Genomic DNA, 25,301 nt, shown 5'->3' with positions numbered 1-25,301 from the left:
ATCTTCGCATAAACAAAAAGCTTTCTATGTACTACATTTGTAGTTACACAGAAAGCTTTTGTGTTATGTAAAATCAAAAAGTGAAAGCTGATTGGACTCTGGCATATCTCCAAGAAGTCCAAGGTCACTCATTAAGTCGATGGTGGATTTTGACACCTTTGTTCTCTGGCGGAAATCGTCTTTGGATAGGAATTTTCCATCCTTTGCCGCCTCTGCTACCGCAACCGCAGCGTTATCGCCCATTCCCTCGATGGTGTTTAATGCTGGCATTAATTTTCCATCAATAATCTGGAAACGGTCCGGTTTGGCACGGTAAATATCAATCGGTGTGAAGTCAAATCCTCTCGCATACATCTCCTGCACGATTTTCATATCTTTATAGGTATCCTGCTCCTTTTTGGACAGCGAGTCTTTTCTTTTCTCATAATCGGACATGAAGTAAAGCAGACGTTCCTCTCCCTGACACATCAGTTCATACGTGAATCCGGTTGCACGAATGGAAAAGAATGCCGCATAATATGCAAGCGGGTAAAATACTTTACAGTAAGCGATTCTCCACGCCATCATAACGTAAGCCGCCGCATGCGCTTTCGGGAACATGTACTTAATCTTCAAGCAGGAATCAATGTACCACTGCGGCACATCGTGGGCAAGCATTTCCTCTTTCCACTCCTCCTTTAATCCCTTTCCCTTTCGAACCGACTCCATGATGGTAAACGAAAGTTCACTCTCTAAGCCTTTTTGAATCAGATAAATCATGATGTCATCTCGTGTACAGATGGCAGTTGAAATTGTTGCAATTCCACTTTCAATCAAGGTCTGGGCATTTCCAAGCCAAACGTCCGTTCCATGTGACAGACCGGATATTCGAATCAAATCGGAAAACTCCTGTGGTTTTGCATCGATAACCATCTGCATCGCAAAATCTGTTCCAAACTCCGGGATACCAAGACATCCAAGCGGACAGCCCTTGATATCCTCCGGTTCTAGTCCAAGTGATTTTGTATTTTTAAACAGATTCATGACAGCTTTATCATCAAGCGGTATCGTCTGAGGGTCAATTCCGGTCAAATCCTGTAACATACGAATCATCGTAGGATCATCGTGTCCGAGAATATCAAGTTTTAACAGGTTGTGGTCAATCGAATGGTAATCAAAGTGCGTGGTAACTGTCGCCGTTGTCATATCGTTTGCAGGATGCTGCACCGGCGTAAAGGTGTTGATTTCTTCTCCCACTGGTAATACCACAATACCACCAGGATGCTGTCCGGTTGTACGTCGTACCCCGACACATCCTTGTACAATTCGGTCAATCTCACAGTTTCTCTTTCGAACACCACGTTCCTCGTAATAGTTTTTGATATAGCCAAACGCTGTCTTGTCTGCTAGTGTACCGATGGTTCCTGCACGGAAGGTCTGACCATATCCAAAAATAACCTCACAGTATGCATGCGCCTTACTCTGATATTCACCGGAGAAGTTTAGATCGATATCCGGCTCTTTGTTCCCCTTAAATCCAAGGAAGGTCTCAAACGGGATATCAAATCCGTCTTTTACTAACTTTTTGCCACAGACCGGACAGATTTTGTCTGGCATATCACAACCGCTTCGGCCGGAAAATGCCTTTACCTCCGGCGAGTCAAAGTCACTGTACTTACAATATTCACACCGGTAATGTGCCGGAAGCGGATTTACCTCCGTGATACCGGATGTCGTTGCTGCAAAGGAAGAACCTACCGATCCTCGCGAACCTACCAGGTAACCGTCCTCATTGGATTTCCACACCAGCTTCTGCGCAATGATGTACATTACGGCATATCCGTTGGATATAATGGAGTTCAGTTCTCGGTCCAACCGCTCTTTTACAATTGCCGGTAGCTCATCCCCATACATATGATGTGCTTTGGTGTAACAGATGTCACGGAGCATCTGGTCGGAATTTTCAATGACCGGCGGACATTTATCCGGGCGGACCGGAGCAATCTTTTCACACATATCCGCAATCTTGTTCGGATTAGTGATGACAACCTCCTCCGCTTTTGCACTTCCAAGATACTCGAATTCTGCGAGCATCTCCTCCGTGGTACGAAGGTATAGCGGTGCCTGGTCATCTGCATCCTTAAATCCTTTTCCAGCCATAATAATTCTACGGTACACTTCATCCTGCGGGTCCAAGAAATGAACATCACAGGTAGCCACAACTAACTTATGGAACTGTTCTCCTAACTTCACAATCTTACGATTGACATCCTGCAGTTCCTCTATCGTGTTGATTGGTTCCTTTTCACTTCGCAGCATAAATGCATTGTTGCCAAGCGGCTGAATCTCTAAATAATCATAGAAATCTACGATTCTTGCAATCTCTTCCGGCGGTCTTCCTCCCACCAGCGAACGATACAATTCACCTGCCTCACAGGCAGAACCAAGCAAAATTCCCTCCCGGTATTTTACAAACTCACTCTTTGGAATTCGCGGTCTTTTGTTGTAATAGGTTAAATGCGACATCGAGACAAGTTTGTACAGGTTGATTCGTCCCGTATCGTTTGTGGCAAGCATGATGGCATGATACGTTGGAAGCTTCTTTATCGTCTCAACGGAAGTCGAACCCATTTTATTGACGTCGTCTAAGTTTTCGGCTCCACGCTCTTTTAGCATCTCGATAAATTTTACAAAAATCTCCGCCGTACAGCCCGCATCGTCCACCGCACGATGATGATTGTCCAAAGAGACACCAAGTGCTTTTGCAACCGTATCCAGTTTAAAACGGTTTAGGTTCGGCAGAAGAATTCTTGCAAGTGCCACCGTATCAATAATCGTATAATCGCATGGCAATCCCTGTCTCTCACAGTTTTTATGGATAAAACTCATATCAAAGTCCGCATTGTGCGCAACCATGATGGCACCTTTGCAAAACTCCATAAACTCCGGCAAAATGGTTTCAATCTTCGGTGCATCCATCACCATATCATCCCGAATTGAGGTTAATTCCTCGATGTTAAACGGAATTGGGACCTCCGGGTTTACAAACGTAGAAAAGCGCTCCGTGATGGAACCATTCTCTACTTTTACCGCACCAATCTCGATAATCTTATTTAGGTCAGGGCTGAAGCCCGTCGTCTCTATGTCAAACACGACATAGGTATCGTTTAAACCCTGTCCTCTGGAATTCGTAATGATATCCTTCAAGTCATCTACCAGGTATGCTTCCACACCGTAGATAACCTTAAAATCATCGTCCGGTGACACCGTATGATTGGCATCCGGGAAAGCCTGTACATCTCCGTGGTCGGTAATTGCAATTGCTTTGTGTCCCCATTTCATGGCTCTTTTTACAATATCTTTTACATCAGATACACCATCCATATCGCTCATCTTGGTATGGCAGTGCAATTCCACACGTTTTTGTGCACTCGTATCCATTCGTGATGTGGTAAAATCCGGTATCTTCTTGATTCCGACAATTGACCCAATCGTAAGCTCACTGTCAAATTTATCAATTGTGGTGACACCCTTGATTTTAAGGAATGCACCTTTTTTCAGACCATCTAATAAATCTGGCAGCTGGTCATTTCTTGTAAAGATTTTTAATACAATCGAATCTGTAAAATCCGTCACAGACATAATGACGATGGTCTTTTCGTTTCGGATCTCACGCGTCTCAAGTGTCATAACCTGACAGCGGATGACAACCTCACCCATCTCACCGACAATTTTTTCGATTTCGATTGGCTCGTCCTCAAAATCACGTCCATAGATAACATCTGGGTTGTCGGATTTTTTGTATCCTCCACCGTAACCGCCATCGTACTTTTTCTTGAATTCTTTTTTGGTAAAATCTGCTTTTTTTGCTGCAGGTTTTCCTGCATCATTTTTCGAATTTGAAGTGCTTTTTGCATTATTTTCGGAAATTGTGTCGGTTTTTGGTACACTTCCACCAGATGTTGTGTTTGAATTTGCAACAGGTGTCTGCATCTCCCCGGATTCTTCCTGCGTGTGTTTTTGGTCGAAATTGGTTCTTTTTAAGACATTCGAAACTTCCATCTGAATCTGGAGGTCACTGTTTTTGCGGTATTTGCTCTCCTGTGGTTCCTCATACTCAAGGAGAACCGCTAAATCAAGACCGCATCTTTCACAGACAACCTTCTCTAAAAATTCCACAATCTCATGTGACTTCGTCTGCGCAATAATGGTATTCTCTAAGGTAAGGCGCATCTGGTTTGTCTGTGGGAACTCCATTTTGGCAGAACGGAGCAGATTGTATTCCATCAGGCTATAATCTTTTAACTCATCTAAAATACTGTCCAGATAGACATCCATCAGTTTCTGTGGCGTATACTGCCCCGATAGCTGATACTTTTCGATCACCTTTACCTGCATCTCTCTCTTTGGGAAAAGCTGGTCTTTGATGGATTTTTCAATCTGATAAATATTCTTTTTATAAATCAAACGTGGGCCGTTTAAATAGACACGAATCCTTGTTTTTTCCGGATTCATGCCTATTTTAACGACCTGTGTTTCCTCTAATAATTTCTTTGTATCTCCTTGTATCGATAACGTCGGAAATACTTCAAAAAAGAATTTTGACATATCATTCCTCGTTTTTACGCAGTTTTATTATCCTACACTACGCCTCATTCCAGTGAAGCAGTTCATATCTGAGTGCTTCTAACAACTGATCCTCCGGAACCTTCTTATAGACCTCTCCATGCTTGATGATAAGTCCTTCGCCAATTCCTCCGGCGATGCCAATATCTGCCTCTTTTGCTTCTCCCGGACCGTTTACCACGCAGCCCATAACAGCCACTTTTATATCGAGCGGAATATCTGCCACCATGTTCTCCACCTGGTTTGCAAGACGAATCAAATCGATTCTGGTTCGTCCACAGGTTGGGCAGGAAACAACTTCAACCCCGCCTTTTCTTAAACCTAATGTTCTTAAAATCAGTTTTGCAGACTTAATCTCCTCTAACGGATCTCCCGTCAAAGAAACACGGATGGTATCTCCAATGCCCTGACTTAAAATCAGACCTAATCCGATGGAGGATTTGATATTGCCGCTGATGATGGTACCGGACTCTGTAATTCCAACATGAAGTGGATGCGTTGTCTTTTCCGAAATCAGTTCGTGTGCCTTCACGCACATCAAAACATCCGAAGATTTGATACTAATCACAAGATTATCGTATCCCATATCTTCGATTAATTTCACCTTATCTAAGGCGCTCTCCACAATCCCTTCTGCGGTCACACCATGGTATTTTTCCACAAGGTCTTTTTCTAAAGAACCACTGTTGACTCCGACACGGATTGGAATGTTGCGCTCTTTTGCGACGTCTACCACCGCTTTGACACGTTCTGTGCTGCCGATATTGCCAGGATTGATACGAATCTTGTCCGCCCCATTTTCCATGGCCGCAATCGCAAGACGGTAATCAAAATGAATATCCGCCACCAAAGGAATGGATATCTGCTTTTTGATTTCACCCAAAGCCTTTGCAGCCTCCATCGTTGGAACTGCACAGCGGATAATATCACATCCTGCCGCCGTAAGCTGTTTAATCTGTGCAACCGTAGCTGCTACATCTTCTGTCTTTGTATTTGTCATAGACTGAATCAGGATTGGATTGCCTCCACCGATGACTCTGTCTCCAATTTTTACAATTTTCGTATTTTTTCGTTCCATCATAACAGAATTACCTCTCTATCAGACAAATAATTTTCGGATATCATTAAACATGACAATCACCATCAAGGCAAGCAATAGCATAAGACCGATAAAATGAACCATGCCTTCTTTATCCGGGTCCACCCGCTTTCCACGAATTGCCTCCACAATTAAAAAGACAAGTCTGCCGCCGTCTAACGCCGGAATTGGCAGAAGATTCATCACGCCAAGGTTTGCGGATAGCAAGATACAGATATAAAGCATCTGTAAAAATGCTGCAAAATAGCTGACACTCACACTCTGCTCATAACTTTCCCCTATGGTACTTACAATCCCGACCGGACCACTCATCTCATTGATTCCATATCCGCCGGTAATCATCATACGAAGACCTTGGATTGTTGTGTAAATCCAGTACTCTACCTCATAGGCGCTATACTTTATATTTTGAAATACATTTCCTTTTTCGTTTTGGGTGCCACCTTGAAATCCGTATAAGTAGCGACCCGATTCCTCATCATATTTTGGATCTAAAGTTGTCTTATATTTTTCACCGTCCCGAAGATAGGTAACGGTCACATCTTCCCCGGAGTGAAACATCGAATAAGCACTGACTTCCCGGTAAAAGTGAATATGTTTGCCATTCATTTTTACAATCACGTCACCTGCCTGCATGCCGGCATCTTCCGCAGCATATCCTTCCAATACCCCTGCTATCTGTGGTGTGTCATATCCAATACAGGAAATCAGGATAAAAGAAAATACAAATGCCATGATAAAGTTAAAAACAGGTCCTGCCGCAACGACACTGATTCTTGCCCATACGGACTTGTTGTTAAAAGCCCTGTCATCCTTACTTTCTGCATCTTCCCCTTCCATCATGCATGCACCGCCAAATGGCAGAAGTTTTAAAGAATACTTTGTCTCCCCTTTGGTAAAACCAACAATGGTAGGACCAAGGCCAAGGGAAAATTCATTGACACGAATGCCGTTTGCCTTCGCCAGTAAAAAGTGTCCTAATTCATGAAATAAAATAATAATACTAAAGATTAGTAAAGCAATTATAATTTTCAATTAATGTCCCAATACCTTTCTTTCAATCAATTCATATGTTAACGCTTCGGTCTGTAAAATTTCATCCACATCCGGATGTTCGATGTATTCGCACTCACCCATACACATTTCAATGATTTCCGTTATCATTGGATAAGAAATCTTGCGGTCTAAAAACAATGCGACTGCACGCTCGTTTGCGGCATTAAATGCGGTCGGAACATTTCCTCCACGTTTCATTACCTCATAGGCTAACGCTAATCCACGGAACGTGTCTGTATCCGGTCTTTCAAAGCTTAAGTTTGCAATCTCAAACAAATCAAGACGCTTTCCAGATAAGTTTCTTCGCTCTGGATAATAGAGCGCATATTGAATCGGAAGTCTCATGTCCGGTGTTCCAAGCTGTGCAATCACCGCACCATCCTGGTATTCTACCGCAGAATGAATGACACTCTGTGGATGAACCACAACCTGAATCTGGTTCAGCTCAACGCCAAAGAGCCACTTTGCCTCCATAACCTCCAGTCCTTTGTTGACAAGTGTGGAGGAATCGATTGTGATTTTTCGTCCCATCTCCCAATTTGGATGTTTTAAGGCATCTTCCACCTGAATGTTCAAAAGATCTTCCTTTTTTCTTCCACGGAACGGTCCACCGGATGCCGTCAATAAAATTTTAGAAATTTTATTATCCCCGGCTCCCTGCAGTGACTGAAAAATCGCACTGTGTTCACTGTCAACCGGGAGAATCGGAACACCACATTCTTTTGCAAGCGGCATAATAATATGTCCCGCTGTCACAAGCGTCTCTTTATTGGCAAGTGCAATCTTTTTGCCTGCTTTAATGGCGGCAATCGTCGGCTTGATTCCAAGCATGCCAACAATCGCCGTCACAAGGATTTCACTGCTTTCATAGGTGGCAACCTCTAACAGGCCCTCCATACCAGACACCACTCGAATAGACAAATCTGCTGTCTGGATTCGAAGCTCCTCTGCTCTTTTTTCATCCCATACGCTCACAAGCTCCGGTTTAAATTCACGCATCTGTTTTTCCAATAACGCAATGTTATTTCCAGCCGCCATTGCAACTACCTGAATATCTCCCTGCTCTCTGACAATCTCTAAGGTCTGTGTTCCAATCGACCCCGTAGAACCGAGTATTGCAATCTTTTTCATCTTTCTATCGTACCTTTCCTTTTACTTCATGAAATTTGCAGCAAGATAATAGATGATTGGTGCTGTAAAAATCACACTGTCAAACCGGTCTAAGATTCCACCATGTCCCGGAATCAATTTACCATAATCTTTAATGTCATAATTTCTCTTAATCGCGGACGCTGTCAAATCGCCTACCATGGAAATCAATGCTCCAATGGCAGAGATTCCTGCTAACAGCCAGATTTCGTTTCCCGTTAATCCCATCGCATCTTTGAAAATAAAGCTATAAAGCGCTGTAAGAAGTGCTGCGCCGACAACACCGCCGATAGCACCCTCTACCGATTTATGCGGGCTAAGCTTTGGAGACATTTTATGTTTTCCAATCAATTTTCCAACACAATATGCACAGGTGTCACAGCCCCAGGAGCAAAGGAAAATCAGCCACACTAAATATGCACCATTTTCCAACATTCTGGTCTGGTATACGTAAGAAAGCATAACTCCCACATAAAAGACGCCAAAGAACGCAGCCAGAATCTGTTCGGTCTTGTATTTTGGATAAGAAAATACATAGACAAACATCAGCAAAACCAAAAATCCAATTACAAACATAAATGTATCTGGAATAAAGGAAAATAATAAATTCAAATAGAACACTGTAATGACAAGATACCCTAAAATTCCTGCAATCTGTTTGTGAATATGGAAAATACGATACAATTCCATCATTCCAATATAAGAGAGCACCAATGTAGATACTAACAGGAGATTTCCTCCGGTGCAAATCAAAAGCAGTGCCAAAAGCACTAACACAATCCCACTTAATAATCTTGTTTTAAACATCTAAATCCTCCTGATTCAAAGGGATTTCTCCCTTTTTCTCCTTCTTTTATTTTTCTGTCAGACCGCCAAACCTTCTATCACGCTTATTATACGCAAGTATAGCTTCTTCTAATTCCTCTTTATGGAAATCAGGCCATGGCACATCGGTAAAATAAAATTCACTGTATGCAAGCTGCCACAAAAGATAATTCGACAGACGCTGTTCTCCACTGGTTCTGATTAACAAATCCGGGTCTGGAATATCCTTCGTATCTAAATAATTCGAAAAGACTTCCTCTGAGATGTCCTCTTCCTTCATATTTCCATTCACAACATCTTTTGTCATGGCGCGCATGGCACGAATCATCTCATCTCTGCTTCCATAATTGATTGCAATCTGCAGGTTAAGACCATCATTGTGTTTGGAGTGTTCTTCTAGCTCTGCAATCTGTTTTTGGAATTTTTCACTTAACTTTGATGTATCGCCGATTACCCGGACACGCATATTATTTTTGTCTGCTGTTCTGTCACAGTTTTTCAAATAACTTTCCAGCAGCTTCATCAATGCATCCACTTCGTTCTTAGGACGGTTCCAGTTCTCAGTCGAGAATGCATACATCGTCAGGTATTTAATTCCCATATCATGTGCTGCCTTACAAACAACCTCAACATTCTTCGCACCCATGGTATGACCATAGTTTCTTGGCATTCCCTTTTTCTTTGCCCATCTTCCATTTCCATCTAAAATAATTGCAACATGCTGTGGAATCTTCATATGCCCACTCCTTTTTCTTTCTTACTGAAAAAATGAGGACACGCACGTGTCTGCCATGTCCCCATTCCTATTTTGCACAATAGAAAACACATGATGATTTTTCTATCGCTTAATTGTATCATTAAACTGTAAGAATTTCTTTTGATTTTTCATCAACTGCCTTATCAATCTTTGCAATATACTGATCTGTCAGTTTCTGAGCTCCATCTTCTAATTCTTTAATCTCATCTTCCGATACCTCAGAAGATTTTGCTAATTTTTTGAAAGAATCATTTGCATCACGGCGGATGTTACGAATTGCAACTTTTGTATTCTCGCCCTTTTTCTTAACGTCTTTCGCTAATTCTTTTCGTCTTTCCTCTGTTAACTCTGGGAATAAAAGACGAATGACTTTTCCATCATTGGTTGGATTGATTCCAAGATCAGACATCATAATTGCCTTTTCAATCTCTTTTACAAGGGATGCTTCCCAAGGTGCAATCTGAATCATTCTTGGTTCTGGAACACTGACATTGGCAACCTGCTGAAGTGCAGTTGGTGTTCCATAATAATCAACTCTGATTTTATCTAAAACATGTGGGTTAGCACGTCCGGCACGAATTGAACCGAACTCTTCATATAAATTGTTTAATGATTTCTGCATTTTCTCATCAAACTGTACTAATCTCTCGTCCATACGATATCCTCCATCTTATCATTATACCGTAACTTTTGTGCCACTAAAATTACCACTCATGGCATTTACGATACTATTTTTTTCATTCAGGCCGAAGATATACATCGGCATTTTGTTCTCCATACACATGATGGATGCTGTCAAATCTACAACGGCAAGTTTCTTGTCGATTACTTCCTGAATGGAAACCTCATCATATTTCTTTGCATTTGGATTCGTCTTAGGATCGCTGTCATAAACTCCATCAATCGCTTTTGCAAGGAAGATTCCTTCTGCCTCCATCTCAATTGCACGAAGTACAATTCCGGTATCAGTTGAGAAATAAGGATGACCTGTTCCACCTGCGAAAAAAACTACCATTCCTTTTTCAAAATATTTGTTTGCACGGTCTTTGGAAAAAGGTTTTGTCATAGTTCCACATTCAAATGGTGTTAAAATCTGTGTCATCATTCCAACAGAGCGGAAAATCTCAGACACATAAATACAGTTCATGACTGTTGCAAGCATTCCGATCTGGTCTGCTTTGGTTCGATCGATTGTCTCACTGGTTCTTCCTCTCCAGAAATTGCCACCGCCAATTACGATACCAACCTGTATTCCTCTATCCACAATTTCTTTTACCTGTTTTGCCACCTCAGTTACAGTTGGCTCGTCGAAGCCTGTATGCTTTTCACCTGCAAGTGCTTCGCCACTCAGTTTTAAGAAAACTCGCTTCATTCTTACATTGTTCCTTTCTTGGACTCGAAAAGTTCATTGACATCTACGTCAGAGTAGCACTGAGAACAGAAACCTTCGATAACCGCACCGTTGTTAATCTGTACAGAACGGGATTTGATGTTACCCATAACAACTGCTGATGTATCAACAACAACTGGTCCCTGTACATCGATATCACCTTTGATTGCGCCTGCAATAACAGCAGAAGAAGATGTTACATTACCAATGATAACGGAACCAAGACCAATTTTAACTGTTCCTGTGCTTACAACTTCACCTTCAATTTTTGCTGCATCTGCAAAGAATTCAGAAGAATTGCTGTTTCCATTTACAGTTCCTGTTACAACTAATTTACCATTACATTCTACGTTACCATTGATTGTTCCCTGAATGTCAAGAGAACCTGTAGAAGAGATATCTCCACGGATAACGGTACCTGCTGTGATAACAGAGGCTTCATCTGATACTGGTGCTTTTGCTGGTGCGCTTACTGGTGTTGCGTTGTTAACTGGTACATTTACTGGTGTCTCATTCATTGTTCTATTCTCCTCTTGCATTGTATTCATTCGCATTTCTCTTAATTCTTTTTCTAACTTCTCTGATAAAACACTTTGTGCTGCAGATACATTCTCTCTGGCTGCAACCGGCTCAACCGGCTGTCTTGTTGCTGCCTTTGCTTCTTCCTGTTTTGTAACCTGCTCAAGTAATCCATCAAGCTTTGATAACTCAGATTCTACGTCAACTTCTTCTTCAAGCGTATTGACAACCAAATCATCGCTTAATGTATCTTCCTCTTCTAAAGGTTCTTCCCCTGGGATAATTTCATTCATCGCCTGTGAGAAATCATCTTTAAAATCTTTAAAAAATCCCATACTGCATCCTCCGTTTATACTATTTTCATTATTCTTCTGCAATTTTCACAGACTGAATAACGGTTGTATCTTCATCAATCGGCAAAATCTCAGCCCCCATATTTTGTAATGCTTCAATCAAAGGTCCTAATGCATCTACCGTTGCTGACTTATCATCCGCGTCGTGAAGTAACACAACTGACGTCTTATATTTTACTATATTTTCGGTTACATTTGCAACTATATCTTCTGATGTATATGCCATAGATGTTGCATCGCCCGCCGAAACATTCCAATCATAGTAGGTCACGCCCTGTGAATTGAGGTATTGGATAAACTCAGACATATCTACATTGCTAATCTGATTATTGCTTCCTCCCGGGAACCTGTAATAACTGGATTCCACGCCGGTCAGCTCACATAAATAATCCTGCAATTCCTTAAAATCTGCTTCAAACGCTTCCTTAGATTCATAGATGGTACTGTATTTGTTCGAATAGGAATGCATTCCTAACGTGTGACCCTCATCCACAATCCGCTTGTAAAGTGCCTTGGATTCATCATCCTCTTTCCCGACCACAAAAAAAGTGGCTTTCACCTGATATTGATTCAGTGTATCCAAAATGGCTGCGGTATTCTCAGACGGTCCATCTTCGAATGTCAGATAAACCTTATGTACATCCCCTTCTTTTGCAAGGTTGTCCGGCTCATCCAGCCCAGATACAAGAGAAACTTTGGATTCATCCGAATTGCTCTGTGTATCTGGGATGCTTTCTGAGGGGTCTTTTCCATCGTCTGTACCGGGATTCTGTTTCGTCTCAATCTGGCTCGAGTATGCCGGATTCATCGTCAGTGTATTCAACCGGTGCTCCAATGAAATTACCTTGACAAGCAAAGTGACAATCAAAATAGCGGATACCAGCATCCAGATTGCGACGGTTGCTACAATTCCATTTCGAATTTTGCTTACCCGCTTCCGCCGTTGCCTCTCGCTTCTTAATGCGGCTGCATCTTTCTCTTCCATGTAAATCCTCCAGAATCTTATATTCACAGATTATATTGTATCACATTTCATCAAAATCGCAATAAGAATCACCGCTTTCTGAATGGAATTTGTAAGACTTTTTCAAATCCTGGTATTCCACCATAAAGCTTCCTTCCATCTCAAGAAAAGACTGCATATGTGCAATTTCTGATAATAAATCTACCACATCATCGATAAATCCTTTTGCACTTTCCTCGGATGTACACGCTTCTTCTTCAATTGTCTCGTCAAAATACAGGCGGACAATAAAATCATCCATGTCACACTCATCTTCCATATTGAGTTTACGGATATATGAGTTTACAGAAGACTTAATCTGCTGACTCATAAAAGAACGGCAGGACATAATTCTTGACTGTGAAATGTCCTCAGCCTCTAAATATAATTTCAACTCTAATTTTAATGGATTCATACTGTCTCCTTCATAGAAAAAAGCCCTTGCAAACATGTTTGACGTATTCGCAGGGGCTTTTCTTATTCAATGATAATCGCTTGTAAAATCAACTATCAACATTCAGCGACCCAGGGTTGCCTGTAAATGGTTGAATTAGTTGAGCTGAGCTGCAACTTCTGCTGCGAAGTCTTCCTGTTTCTTCTCAATTCCTTCGCCTGTTTCAAAACGAACGAATCTCTTAACAGTAACAGTTGCTCCAACTTCTTTTGATACTTCTTCTAAGTATTTTGCAACATTCTGTTTACCATCTGCAGCTTTTACATAAACCTGATCTAATAAACATACTTCTTTTAATTCTTTGCTTACACGACCTTCGATCATTCCGTTGATAACCTTTTCTGGTTTCTGGGATTCTTTTGGATCGTTCATAATCTGAGCAAGAAGGATTTCTTTCTCGTGTGCAATGTATTCAGCACTTACTTCGTTTCTGGATACATATTTTGGATTTAAAGCTGCAATCTGCATTGCAATGTTTGTTAATGCTTCTTTTACAGTGTCGTTTACAACTGTAGTATCAGCTTCTACGATAACACCGATTCTACCGCCACCGTGTGTATATGTTACAACGCATCCGTTTTCAGCAACAACTTTTTCAAATCTACGGATTTTTAAGTTTTCACCGATTACGGCAACTTTTTCTACTAATGCTTCCTGTACAGTCTTAGAAGAATCTGCATTCCATGTCTCAGCCATGAAAGCATCCATATCTGCTGCGTTAGATGTAACAGCCTGTTTTGCTACTGCTTCACAGAATTCCTGGAATGTTGCATTCTTAGCAACGAAGTCTGTCTCAGAGTTAACTTCAACAACAGCTGCTGTCTTGTCATCTGCAAGAGCGATTGTACAAAGACCTTCTGCAGCAATTCTTCCAGCTTTTTTCTCTGCTTTAGCCTGTCCGTTCTTTCTTAAGAACTCAATTGCTTCTTCCATGTTTCCGTTTGTTTCATTTAATGCTTTCTTGCAATCCATCATACCTGCGCCTGTTGTTTCACGCAGTTCTTTTACCATAGCTGCTGTAATTGCCATTTTCTTTTCCTCCAATTAATCATCTTGATATCTTGTCGTAAAAACGATTCTCTGCTCGTTTTCCGTCCTTTATAACAATAGAAAGTACGCTATGCGTGCTTTCTATTGTAAAAATTCATCTTATTCTTCTGTTGCTTCAGCTGCTTCTACTTCAGCTTCTTCGTATGCTTCTTCAGCACCCTGATTTGCTTCGATAACAGCATCTGCCATCTTAGAAACGATTAATTTTACTGCTCTGATTGCATCATCGTTACCAGGAATTACATAATCTAATTCTTCTGGGTCACAGTTTGTATCAGCAATACCGATTAATTTGATTCCTAATGTATGAGCTTCCTGGATACAAATTCTTTCCTTCTTAGGATCTACTACGAAAATTGCATCTGGGATTTTCTTCATATCTTTGATACCGCCAAGGTTCTTCTCTAATTTATCCCATTCTTTTTTCAGGTTGATAACTTCTTTTTTAGGTAAAACATCAAATGTTCCATCTTCAGACATTGCTTCGATTTCTTTTAATCTTGCAATACGGCTCTGGATTGTTTTGAAGTTTGTTAACATTCCACCTAACCATCTCTCATTTACATAGAACATTCCGCAACGCTCTGCTTCTGTTTTGATAGCGTCCTGAGCCTGTTTCTTTGTACCAACGAAAAGGATTGTACCACCTTCTGCTGCGATGTCAGAAACTGCTTTGTAAGCTTCGTCTACTTTACCTACAGATTTCTGTAAGTCGATGATGTAGATACCATTTCTCTCTGTGTAAATGTATGGAGCCATTTTAGGATTCCATCTTCTTGTCTGATGTCCAAAGTGAACACCTGCTTCTAATAACTGTTTCATTGAAATAACGCTCATTTTTCTTACCTCCATGGTTTTCATTTTGCTTCCATATGTCTCATTCTAAGAGACGACCAACGAGCATTGGCACCTGCCTCTTCGTCAACATATGTGTTTGTTACGGACTTTTATCCGTTAGAACCTTGTAGATTATAGCACAATACCCCAATGGAATGCAAGCACTTTTTTCCATTGGGGTACGATATTTTTTATTGTTGTCTTGTAATTAAAATCTGGGCAATTTCTTCGTAAGACAATCCGTATGCAATTTCAAAATTTCCTGGCTGAATCTGATTCGCATAGCCAGCCTGGCTTAAGTATTTTCGGAAATTTTCGGAGTTATCAATCAATCCATTTTCCTGTAATTCATCACAGACCTGTCTGCAGACCTCGCCTGCATTTATTGCCAGCTTGTATGGTTCCTTCTGGACATTGTCTGTCTGCTCTGGTATTGCATCATCCTCCGGTGTCTTTCCTTCCTGTCCGACACTCGCTGCTTCATCCGGCGCAGCTGTCTGCTCGCCATCCACAGTCTGTCCATCATCAGCGGACGGCTCATTCTCTTTAGATTCTAAAGCCGTCTCACTCTCGTCTGCCTGCTCACTTTCACTATCCATCTCGTCGCTCAACGTACTTCCGGAGTTCTCCATTACCATTCCAAGCTCCTTTGCACGTTCGATAATCTGAGCATCTGTCAGCTCTTCTTTCTGCCCTGCACCAGCAATCATCAGAATCAGTGTTGTCACTATGATTCCAATTCCAAGACCTCTTAAATAATATTTTAGCTTCACGTTTATCTATCCCCTTTAAAAAGTCCTATTATCAGTCGTACCTCACCAAGCCCTATGTTTAGTTCCTGTGCGATTGCAACATCACTATATCCTTCTTTATGAAGTCTTAGAACATCTTTGTTATGATTTCCGAATTCGTCCATAATAGAATCCTGCGGGCTTTTTGTTTCCTGTTGTGAAGAATTTGTTGCTCCCTCTGCTCCTGGTATCTCAAGGGATTGCACTGGCATATCAGGAATGTTTTGCGATGCCTGTTCGGCATAACGCATTTCCGTCTCCATCCTGGAATTGTATGCTTCCTGTCTGGTCTCAACCTTTTGTGCTTCCTCAATCAGTTTTTCAAGCTTTGCAGAAAAATTTGTCACTTCCGTATGTTTGTCATTTAACATGCTGTAAAGGAACATAATCTCATTGTGTGTTTTATTCATAGATTCCACAACGGTATCTGAGTATTCGCTGATTGCCATAATTTTTTCATTGGTCTCTTTTTCAATGGCACGGTCTACCTTCTCAATGGAATTCTCAATCTGTTGATCAATCGAATTCTCAATCTGTGTGGATGCCTTATCCAAAGACCTTCCCACAATTTTGTCAATTTCATTCTCGCTTAGCTCACTGATCCGGTTAATCTCATTTGAAGAAAGTCGTTCTGTCACCAAAAAACTTCCGACCATGAAGACAACACCAATAAACAGTAAGACAATTTGTAATCCTGTCATCTTGTAAACTCCTTATATTTTGATGTCTATACTTCCAGTTAAATTTTTAACAATTACCTTGTCCTGTTTCTTCTTATCCTTTGTATCTCTCTTTTTCTGCTTCTGCTGATACTGTCCATTTCCTTTTTCTTTTGCATCATAGCGATACTCCGGCTGGTTACTGTCATCCGCATGCTGTACCTGTTTTGTCAGGCGCTGTTCCTCTTTTACGACCTGCTGTTGGATATTTTGCTGGTCAACCGCAGGTTTATTATCCTCCTGTAATTTTACATTTCCAACATCCTGCGTTCGTTGTATCATTCCATTTAAATCAATCGGTCTAATCGACATGGCAAACACTCCAGACTTTTATAAAGATTTTCGTTCAATCTCACCTGAACCTTTTACATACTGGCAATAATTATCGTCTTTGTTGATTGGAATACTCAAATCCGAAATACAGATTACAGTACCGGAATAAATGCGTTTATTCACGCGGATACTTGCACTGTTCTCAATCAACATCTCATCGTGAAGCTGTTCAAACTCCTCTGTAAGCGGTTCTAAAAGTTTCTTACGCTCCTTATAATCTAACGTAAGTTTCTGAATAAACATCAGCTTATCCGGAGAAAGTTTGACTCCCTGTGCCATTTTCTCGCCGTAGGTCATGATAATGGTTTTGGATTTTGACAATTCTTCATTCATCTGTGCAATCTGTTTTTGCAGCTCTCCATAACGGATTTTCCGATCCGGGTCAATTCCTACCTCAAGCTGTGTATGACCACCCATCTCAGATCCGATATTATCCGCCTCAATCAGATTTCCGGCACGGACAACGCCTCCGTTAATCAGACCTTTTTTACCATGCACCTTTACATAGCTTTTAGCATCCACTTTGCTGTGCATGATAATCTCGGTCTCCACATATCCGTTCGAAACCACCGTAGCATTCTCGATGAACTTAGAAACAATACTCTTTCCGGCTTTCATGTAACCTTTTGTCATTCCGTGAATTCCACGTTTGACAATAATCTGCCCATCTGCAATCAGTGTTGCATCCTCTACAACACCCTCTACAATAATATCACCATGTGCCTTTACCGTAAAGCCTCCCTTTACATTTCCTTTCACTTCGACACTTCCTGCATAGTCGATATTTCCCGTCGAATTGTCGACATCTGCAGGAACTTCGTACACATCTGACACAAAAACCTTTCCACCCACTAACTGTGCATGACCGGTAACTAAAGAGTGAAGTTCTGTCTCATCTTCTGAAATCTCAATGTTATTTCCATAGGAAAGCTTTGTTGTTTTTACAAGTCGTGGCTTAATCTCAGCCCCAAAAACATCGTATCCGACTTCACCCGGATCTTCTTTGATCAGTTTGGCAATCAAATCACCCTTGTTCACCGCACTTATCGTATTTAACTCATGATAATCTACAGTTCCGTCTTCATTATGTTTCGGAGAAAGATTGATATCCGTATTGAAGTAATATTCAATTCTGGCATCCGTGCCATGAACTGCTTTTTTTCCTTTTGCCATAATATAGTCTGTACAATACTTTGGATTGGACAAAAAATCAAAAATTGCATTCTGATCTATGCCATATTTAATCCTTGCGGACACAAGATCATTTATGATTTCCTGTGCATCAACCTTCTTCCCGCCTTTTGACGGCGGATAAAAACGGCAGATAACCTCCATTTTATCCTGCGATACATTCCAGTCCATCATCTCATTTACTTCAATGCCATCCCAGTCGCCCACCAGGACATCCGATTCTTTTTCCAAATCTGTCACAGCCCGGTTAAGCTCTTTTAAATTATAGGAGGACAGACGTTTTCCATCCAGATAGCGGATTACCTCATTAATCTGTAATTCTTCTCCGCCTTCCACCGGTGGATAAACGTGCAAATAAACCTTGTTCTCTTTGAATTGTAATTGAAAATAACTATTTCTGGCAGCCATAGTAATCCCCTTTTTATTCCACTAATATGTTCATATATTTCCCCATTTTGTTACGCATTTTTAAGAGTGCTTTGGTATGTAACTGTGACACTCTTGATTCTGACACTTCCAAAATCTGACTGATTTCTTTCAGTGTCATATCTTCATAATAGTATAGTAAAATAACTTTCTTCTCTTTTTCGGTCAGAAGATTCATCGACTCTTCTAACACCTGCTTTAATTCATTTTCTTCCACAAGATCTTCCGGCTGAATGAAATGTGAGTTCTGTCTTGCGTCCATGACAGGCTCACTTCCCTGCTCGAGAAATTCATTTAGTGAAACGATATTCGTCACTTTTAACTGAGACTGCCAATTGCTCAGTTCATCCTCTGACACGCCAAGTTCCTGTGCAATTTCCTCATCCAATGCGTTTTTTCCGGTACGCATTTCAATCTGTTTGATTGCCTCGTCAATTCTTTTTTGTTTTTGACGTACTGTTCTTGGAATCCAATCCATTTTTCGAATCTGGTCTAGAATCGCGCCTCTGATTCGCAAACTTGCATAAGTTTCGAATTTTACATCCTTGTTCAAATCAAATTTGTCAATTGCATCTATGAGTCCGAAAATACCATAACCTACAAGGTCATCATATTCTACATTATACCCCAGATACATGCTTAGCCTTCCTGCTACCACTTTCACAAGCTGCGCATATTCTAAAATAATCTTTTCTCTTAGCTCTGGCGACGGATTTTCCTGATATGTTTGCCACAATTTTTCTTTTTCTTCTGCTTTCATCTAAAGCCCCCAAAATCAAGTTTTTATTTCTCCACGTCGTCTTTTTTTGGTTCCTCTTCTTTTTCCTCTTCCTCTGCCCCTTCAGATTCTATCGGTTCCTCTTCTGGAACTTCTTCCTTATCCGCCATTTTTTCCATCCAACGGTCAGCCACAAATCTTACCACACTTCCGATTATGAAAAATACAATCATTGCAATCAGCAAGGTCCAGATAAAATTCATAATCTCAAGATGATTCTTTATGCCAAAAATGCATGTGATAAATCCCGCTAACAACATAACAATTGCAGGTATTGGTTTTGTATTCATTCCATTACCTCTCTTATATAATCTTAACTGATTTTCCTACAGCCTTGATGTAAAACTCACCTGTTTCGCAGTGCAGCTCAACGGTTCGTCCATAATTAAGACCTGTATCCTCCGCCACCAGGCGAATTCCCAGTTCTTTCAATTTGTCTTTTGCAGCCTGTGTATTTCTTGCTCCAATGTTACCGATGTCGGACAATCCGCTCACCTCGAACATTCTTGCTCCACCTGCAATCTTGGCAACCAGCCTTGATTTATTTGCTCCAGCCGCAACCACGCGCTTTAAGAGTTCCTCAATACCCGTATCCGCGAATTTTGCAATATTGGAATTGTTTTTTACTTTCGTACTATCCGGCAGCATATAGTGAACCATTCCACCTATTTTCGTAACCGGATCATAAAATACCAGACCAATACAGGAGCCAAGACCCAACGTTGTAATAACATCTGGAGACTTGCAGACATTTAAATCCGCCATCCCCACTTTAATTACTTCACTCATACTATCCGACTCCTTAAATTGAAATTCCCAATGAAGTAAGAATCTTATCATAAGAATCTTGCTCAGGCATTAAAATAAAGTATCCGTTAATTGCCATATCTGCTTCAAACTCTGTTTCAATCAGCAGAGCATAGTCTCCATACTGACCAAACTGAATTGCCGGCACACTCAAAATCGATGCCGCCATATCAACTGCTATATAAGGTACAGACGGTGCTATCACCAGATTGGTCATGGTAGATAATGCAGACAAATAAGATCCGGCAATGATATTTCCAATTTCCTTCATCGCAGAAAGATCCATTTCATCAAACGGCTCCTGATAGCTCTGATCCCGCATCATAAGGCTGTTAACCAAATAATGAGCAGAATCCATCTTCAGAAGAAACATCATACTGCCTTCAATGTCATTCTGAACTTCAAGGAAAATTCCAACAATCGTCTCATCTTCTGCGCAGATTGCAGACCCTAACTTTGACACCTCTAACAACTGTACGTTTGGGACTTCCATATCAATACGCAATCCTAACATATTCGCAATTGCAGTTGTTGCATTTCCTGCTCCGATATTACCAATTTCTTTCAAGACGTCTACGTACATGTTGTTGACGTCCTCTAAAGTAAACTTACCCATCTGTTCCTCCAAATTTTGTTCTTATGAACACAGTGAGACTATTTGCATAGTCTCACTGTGTCATTTTTATAAGCTTTCTTTTTCTTCTACAATGGAGTTAATTTCAAATAAAGAAACTAATTCGTCACCATTTTTTCCGATTCCATTGATGAAGTTGCCACGTCCATCTTTTGGACTGTTCACAGCCTTATCAATCTCATCTTCACTTAATGTCATAACTTCTTTTACTTCATCTACAATGATACCAATTGCACCTTTTTCTTCCAGTTTTAAAATGATAATTCTTGAAGCATTTGTAAACACATCATCTTCAAGTCCCATTTTATTACGGATACTCATAACGGCTACAATCTCACCTCGAAGATTGATAATTCCTTTAAAGTATGACTGTGCTTTTGGAACTCTTGTAATTTTCTGCATGCGCACAATAGTATCTACATAACTGATATCAATACCATACTGTTCGCTTCCAATTTTTACAACAATATACTGTTTTACGTCTTTTTCTGCTACATCAACTTCATAAGCCATCTTCGGACACCTCCATTACATTAATGTGTTAACATCTAAGATTAAAGCAACTTCACCATCACCAAGAATGGTTGCACCACTGATGATCTTATTGTTATTAATATATTTACCAAGAGATTTAATAACAATTTCCTGCTGGCCAATCAGGTTGTCTACAACGAGACCTGCAAGGTTGTCACCTTTCTTCACAATTACAACTATTAAACGTTCATCCTCTTCCTCTTTTGGCTCGATATCCAATACCTTATCCAGACGAATCAATGGAATTACGTTTCCACGAAGGTGAATTACTTCCTGTGCCTGTACATACTTAATCTCATTTGCAGGAATATCTTCAATATTAGAGATAGAACCTAATGCAATTGCATATTTTTCATCACGGATTTCTACCATCAATGCCTGGATAATTGCAAGTGTAAGTGGCAGACGAACCGTAAAGGTTGTTCCTTCTCCTAATTTTGTCTTAACTTCAACATCTCCGCCTAATGCCTCGATATTGGATTTTACAACGTCAAGACCAACACCTCGTCCAGAGATATCGGTAATCTTCTTTGCCATAGAAAAGCTTGGTAAAAACAGAAGATTTACAATCTCTTTCTGTGTCATGTTTTCTGCCTGTTCTTCTGTGACAATGCCACGTTCTACTGCTTTTGCACGAACGCTTTCGGTATCGATTCCGTTACCGTCATCTCCAACTTCAATGATAACGTTATTACCTTCCTGGAATGCATTTAGGAAGATGGTACCAACTTCTGGTTTACCTCTCGAGATACGTGTCTCATTATCTTCAAGTCCATGGTCAGCAGAGTTACGAAGTAAATGCTGCAATGGATCTCCAATCTGGTCAACAACGGTACGGTCTAACTCTGTATCCTCACCGGTCATAACCAGTTCCATTTTCTTATCCAGTTTTCTTGCAAGGTCTCGAATCATTCGAGGGAATTTTGCAACGACGCTCTCAATTGGAACCATTCGAACTTTCATGACAGACTCATGTAAGTTTGTTGTGATTCTCTCCAGATATTCAATCTGTTCATGGAAAGTCTGATTTTCAAAGTTTCCGGATTCGCTCGCACTGATGGAAGCCAAACTGTTCTTTGCGATGATAAGCTCGGATACCTGATTCATCAAAGCATCGAGTTTCTCGATATCCACACGGACAGTTCTGTTTGTAACAGGTTTTGCAACTGTCTGTTTCTTATTGTTGGATGCCGGTGCCTTTTTCTCCTTTGCCGGAGCCTCTGCAGGTGCCGCAGCTGCTTCTTCTTTCTTCTGCTGTTCCTCTTTTGCTTTCGCCTCAGCTTCTTTTTCTTCTGCCTGAAGAAGTGTATCAAGTTTTACAACTTCACCTATAACATCATCGATTTCAGATACTGCCTTTGCAGCGGCAAGAATCTTATCTAATTCTTCCTCGGATGTCAGATAGAAACTGAAGTCATTCTCAAAACGTTCATCTTCAATATCCTGTGAGCTTGGACGATAAATGATAATCTGTCCAAATTCTTCTACTGCTTTAAATACCAGAAAAGCACGTGCTGCTTTCAACAGACATTCTTTCTGGATATATACGGTAATCCCATAAACTTTCTGACCGGATTCTTCTGCGCTCTTAAACGCTTCTTTTTCATGTTCTGTCAATTCTACATGAAGGAATTTTCTTTTATCATCGGACTCTTCAGCAGCTTCCTGTGTCTGCTGTGGTGCTTCCTCTGCTGGTTTTTCTTTTACCTCACCATTTGCGGTTGCGATAAAATCATTCAATTCCTTGATGATTAATTCATTGTCTTCTGTACCTTCATCAGAGGTCGCCTTTACATTTTCAAGATAGCTGTCAATTGCATCTAAGCATTTGAACAAAAGGTCAATCATTGAGCTGTCGACTTTAATCTTGTCGCTTCTGACTTCCTGGAAAACATTTTCCATATCATGAGTCAGATGCTGCATACGTTTGAATCCCATTGTTCCAGCCATCCCTTTTAATGAGTGCGCTGCACGGAAAACTTCGTTAATGGTGTCTTTATTCTCAGGTTCTTTTTCCAATGACATGATGCAGTCACTTAATGTCTGTAAATGTTCTGATGTTTCATCAATAAAGATTTCAAGATATTGGCTTACGTCCATATTACTGTACCCCCACATTCTTTGTTATTGATTTTGCAACTTCTGTTAACGGAACTACTTCATTTACTAATCCCGACTCTACAATCGCCTTTGGCATTCCATACACAACACAAGTCTCTGCGTTCTGTGCAATAACATAAGTCGGTTTCTTCTGGTTCAAGGAGATAATGCCGTTGGTACCATCCGCACCCATTCCGGTCAAAACCACACATACCACTTCATCGTACGATGACTTAATCAAAGAATCATATGTAATGTTTGCACATGGTTTTAAACCTCCGATTGCCGGCATGTCATTTAACACAACTTTGTGTCTTCCATCGGCTGCTTTGGCTATTTCCATGTGTTTTCCACCCGGTGCAACGTAGACATTGCCTTTTTGTAAGACATCACCATCCGCCGCTTCTTTGACCTTAATCGGACTGATTTCATTCAATCGTTCTGCCATGGACTTTGTAAATCCTGCAGGCATATGCTGTACCAGTACAACCGGTGCATTCAGATTCTTTGGCAAAAATGGGATAACACTTTGCAACGCTTTTGGTCCACCGGTAGAACACGCGATTGCGACAATCTTATTGCCATTTTTCACCTCATTTTTGTTCTGTCTTAATGCAATTTTTTTTGCCTGTGCAGATTTTGATGAGTCCAGGCGGCTTTCTCTTGTATATCGTTCTGTCTTTAAGACTGCGGACAATACCTGCAGCAAACGATTCCGGAAAGACTCTCCTTTCGCCTCGATAATGTTGGTTGGCTTTGTTACGAAATCAATTGCGCCACGTTCCATTGCTAAAATGGTAACTTCCGCATCCTTGGTTGTCTCGGTACTAACCATGATAACCGTTGCCTTGATTCCATCCTTTTGCAACCTGTCAAGTAATTCCAGACCATCCATTTTCGGCATATTGACATCAAGTACAACTCCGTCATACTTTGTCGTCTTTAATTTCTCATATGCTTCTAATCCATCTCTGCATACATCTTTTGCCTCAAATGTACTATCTGTGTTGATTATATCACACAGTACCCTCCTCATGAGTGCAGAGTCATCAACTACCAAAATATTTTTTTTCATAATGAAACTTCGTACCTCCTAATAACTGCAAGTTTTATGGGCTCAAATAAATTTTCGTACAATTCCATTAATATCTGCTTCTATTTTTTCGTTCTTCCTCAAAAATAAACTTAATAATCTCTTCTCTTGTCTTATCATCCTTTAACATAAATTGTACACGGTTTTCATACCTAGATGCCACATTTTCTATCTTTGTGCATGCGATAATCTTTCCGATGAGATAATATTGTTTATCAGCCTTACCACTTGAAAGTCGAACTGCAATCAGGATATAACTGTCATTTTGTAATTCTTCTGTCGAAGTAAACCGGACACCACCACCACTGATGTCAACAATAATACCCTTCCGCTCTTTTTCATAAAAATCTTCGTCACGAATTTTTTCAAATGCAATCTCGGCACTCTCTAACTCCGCTTCTTCCGGTGTCAGCTCAAAATAGCTCATGTCAATTGTGCATTGATGACGGAAAAATTCCCGTCTCTGGAACTTCATAAGCCTTGATTGTAACTCAACATCCAGAATATAAAGATTATCCTGTTTATAGCGTTCTTTTACCTGTCCTTCTCCACGGTAAAGTCCACCGTTCGAGTAAAAGACAAATTCAAACCGGATTCCTAACGGCAACAAAACGAGTTTTCCATTTTCGGTCGGCATGGCAATCTGAAGTTTTCCATTCTCATTCACGTCATATACTTTGCTTTTATAGATGTGAGTCTTTTTTGGCTCCGTCGGCGAATCCTGCGACTGCTCTAGCTGCTGAATGAGCTTTATATCAATTCTGTCGCCTGGTTTAATAATATCCTCAATCATCTTAC

At 40.7% G+C, this 25,301-nt stretch carries 25 protein-coding genes; all 25 read right to left on the bottom strand.

The annotated features are described in order from the left end of the window. Positions 1 to 63: 63 nt before the first annotated feature. Positions 64 to 4,587 (bottom strand): PolC-type DNA polymerase III, encoded by a 4,524-nt coding sequence (locus tag BIV16_RS05010; protein WP_075679059.1) that lies wholly within the window; start codon positions 4,585 to 4,587, stop codon positions 64 to 66. A 37-nt stretch (positions 4,588 to 4,624) separates the two neighbouring features. After that, positions 4,625 to 5,683: a flavodoxin-dependent (E)-4-hydroxy-3-methylbut-2-enyl-diphosphate synthase gene (gene ispG, locus BIV16_RS05005; RefSeq protein WP_075679720.1), complete on the bottom strand. Its 1,059-nt coding sequence runs from the start codon at positions 5,681 to 5,683 to the stop codon at positions 4,625 to 4,627. Positions 5,684 to 5,704: 21 nt separating this feature from the next. After that, positions 5,705 to 6,739 carry an RIP metalloprotease RseP gene (gene rseP / locus BIV16_RS05000; RefSeq protein WP_075679060.1) on the bottom strand — a complete coding sequence of 345 codons (1,035 nt, stop codon included), beginning with the start codon at positions 6,737 to 6,739 and terminating at the stop codon, positions 5,705 to 5,707. Continuing rightward, positions 6,740 to 7,891, bottom strand: a complete 1,152-nt coding sequence (dxr, locus tag BIV16_RS04995; protein WP_075679061.1) for a 1-deoxy-D-xylulose-5-phosphate reductoisomerase — start codon at positions 7,889 to 7,891, stop codon at positions 6,740 to 6,742. It lies immediately after the preceding gene. 21 nt (positions 7,892 to 7,912) lie between these two features. Then, positions 7,913 to 8,716: a phosphatidate cytidylyltransferase gene (locus BIV16_RS04990; RefSeq protein ID WP_075679062.1), complete on the bottom strand. Its 804-nt coding sequence runs from the start codon at positions 8,714 to 8,716 to the stop codon at positions 7,913 to 7,915. Between the two features lie 46 nt (positions 8,717 to 8,762). Beyond that, on the bottom strand, positions 8,763 to 9,470 hold the full coding sequence (locus BIV16_RS04985) for an isoprenyl transferase (RefSeq protein ID WP_075679063.1): 708 nt from the start codon (positions 9,468 to 9,470) through the stop codon (positions 8,763 to 8,765). Between the two features lie 121 nt (positions 9,471 to 9,591). Then, the gene (frr, locus tag BIV16_RS04980; RefSeq protein ID WP_075679064.1) at positions 9,592 to 10,146 is read right to left on the bottom strand and encodes a ribosome recycling factor; all 555 of its coding nucleotides are present in this window, start codon (positions 10,144 to 10,146) and stop codon (positions 9,592 to 9,594) included. A gap of 21 nt (positions 10,147 to 10,167) precedes the next feature. After that, positions 10,168 to 10,863 (bottom strand): UMP kinase, encoded by a 696-nt coding sequence (pyrH, locus tag BIV16_RS04975; protein WP_075679065.1) that lies wholly within the window; start codon positions 10,861 to 10,863, stop codon positions 10,168 to 10,170. A gap of 2 nt (positions 10,864 to 10,865) precedes the next feature. Then, the gene (locus BIV16_RS04970; protein WP_075679066.1) at positions 10,866 to 11,735 is read right to left on the bottom strand and encodes a polymer-forming cytoskeletal protein; all 870 of its coding nucleotides are present in this window, start codon (positions 11,733 to 11,735) and stop codon (positions 10,866 to 10,868) included. A 28-nt stretch (positions 11,736 to 11,763) separates the two neighbouring features. Continuing rightward, complete coding sequence (locus BIV16_RS04965) at positions 11,764 to 12,738, bottom strand: polysaccharide deacetylase family protein (protein ID WP_075679067.1); 975 nt, start codon at positions 12,736 to 12,738, stop codon at positions 11,764 to 11,766. A gap of 40 nt (positions 12,739 to 12,778) precedes the next feature. Then, on the bottom strand, positions 12,779 to 13,171 hold the full coding sequence (locus BIV16_RS04960) for a hypothetical protein (RefSeq protein ID WP_193788647.1): 393 nt from the start codon (positions 13,169 to 13,171) through the stop codon (positions 12,779 to 12,781). A 135-nt stretch (positions 13,172 to 13,306) separates the two neighbouring features. Further along, positions 13,307 to 14,239, bottom strand: a complete 933-nt coding sequence (tsf, locus tag BIV16_RS04955) for a translation elongation factor Ts (protein WP_075679069.1) — start codon at positions 14,237 to 14,239, stop codon at positions 13,307 to 13,309. 120 nt (positions 14,240 to 14,359) lie between these two features. Further along, positions 14,360 to 15,097 carry a 30S ribosomal protein S2 gene (gene rpsB / locus BIV16_RS04950; RefSeq protein WP_075679721.1) on the bottom strand — a complete coding sequence of 246 codons (738 nt, stop codon included), beginning with the start codon at positions 15,095 to 15,097 and terminating at the stop codon, positions 14,360 to 14,362. 191 nt (positions 15,098 to 15,288) lie between these two features. Next, positions 15,289 to 15,870, bottom strand: coding sequence for an endolytic transglycosylase MltG (locus BIV16_RS04945; protein WP_075679070.1), 582 nt, complete (start codon positions 15,868 to 15,870; stop codon positions 15,289 to 15,291). A gap of 2 nt (positions 15,871 to 15,872) precedes the next feature. Continuing rightward, positions 15,873 to 16,589: a DUF6115 domain-containing protein gene (locus BIV16_RS04940; protein WP_075679071.1), complete on the bottom strand. Its 717-nt coding sequence runs from the start codon at positions 16,587 to 16,589 to the stop codon at positions 15,873 to 15,875. Positions 16,590 to 16,601: 12 nt separating this feature from the next. Beyond that, positions 16,602 to 16,919, bottom strand: a complete 318-nt coding sequence (locus BIV16_RS04935; RefSeq protein ID WP_075679072.1) for a hypothetical protein — start codon at positions 16,917 to 16,919, stop codon at positions 16,602 to 16,604. An 18-nt stretch (positions 16,920 to 16,937) separates the two neighbouring features. Next, positions 16,938 to 18,539, bottom strand: a complete 1,602-nt coding sequence (locus tag BIV16_RS04930; protein WP_075679073.1) for a DUF342 domain-containing protein — start codon at positions 18,537 to 18,539, stop codon at positions 16,938 to 16,940. Between the two features lie 13 nt (positions 18,540 to 18,552). Continuing rightward, positions 18,553 to 19,317 carry a FliA/WhiG family RNA polymerase sigma factor gene (locus BIV16_RS04925; protein ID WP_075679074.1) on the bottom strand — a complete coding sequence of 255 codons (765 nt, stop codon included), beginning with the start codon at positions 19,315 to 19,317 and terminating at the stop codon, positions 18,553 to 18,555. Positions 19,318 to 19,340: 23 nt separating this feature from the next. Further along, positions 19,341 to 19,625: a hypothetical protein gene (locus BIV16_RS04920; RefSeq protein ID WP_075679075.1), complete on the bottom strand. Its 285-nt coding sequence runs from the start codon at positions 19,623 to 19,625 to the stop codon at positions 19,341 to 19,343. 13 nt (positions 19,626 to 19,638) lie between these two features. Further along, positions 19,639 to 20,124: a chemotaxis protein CheD gene (locus BIV16_RS04915; RefSeq protein ID WP_075679076.1), complete on the bottom strand. Its 486-nt coding sequence runs from the start codon at positions 20,122 to 20,124 to the stop codon at positions 19,639 to 19,641. A gap of 13 nt (positions 20,125 to 20,137) precedes the next feature. Continuing rightward, positions 20,138 to 20,758, bottom strand: coding sequence for a chemotaxis protein CheC (locus tag BIV16_RS04910; RefSeq protein ID WP_075679077.1), 621 nt, complete (start codon positions 20,756 to 20,758; stop codon positions 20,138 to 20,140). A 66-nt stretch (positions 20,759 to 20,824) separates the two neighbouring features. Next, the gene (locus BIV16_RS04905; protein WP_075679078.1) at positions 20,825 to 21,289 is read right to left on the bottom strand and encodes a chemotaxis protein CheW; all 465 of its coding nucleotides are present in this window, start codon (positions 21,287 to 21,289) and stop codon (positions 20,825 to 20,827) included. Between the two features lie 15 nt (positions 21,290 to 21,304). Beyond that, entirely contained in the window at positions 21,305 to 23,410 is a 2,106-nt protein-coding gene (locus BIV16_RS04900) for a chemotaxis protein CheA (RefSeq protein ID WP_075679079.1), read from the bottom strand. A 1-nt stretch (position 23,411) separates the two neighbouring features. Then, positions 23,412 to 24,485, bottom strand: coding sequence for a chemotaxis-specific protein-glutamate methyltransferase CheB (cheB, locus tag BIV16_RS04895; RefSeq protein WP_075679080.1), 1,074 nt, complete (start codon positions 24,483 to 24,485; stop codon positions 23,412 to 23,414). A 67-nt stretch (positions 24,486 to 24,552) separates the two neighbouring features. Then, on the bottom strand, positions 24,553 to 25,296 hold the full coding sequence (locus BIV16_RS04890; RefSeq protein ID WP_075679081.1) for a flagellar brake protein: 744 nt from the start codon (positions 25,294 to 25,296) through the stop codon (positions 24,553 to 24,555). Positions 25,297 to 25,301 lie beyond the last annotated feature (5 nt).

The sequence above is a fragment of the Roseburia sp. 831b genome, from assembly GCF_001940165.2.
In the GTDB taxonomy this organism is placed as follows: Bacteria; Bacillota; Clostridia; order Lachnospirales; family Lachnospiraceae; genus Roseburia.
The sequence above is the reverse complement of the archived record's forward strand: the minus strand, read 5'-3'. Positions and strand labels throughout refer to the sequence as shown.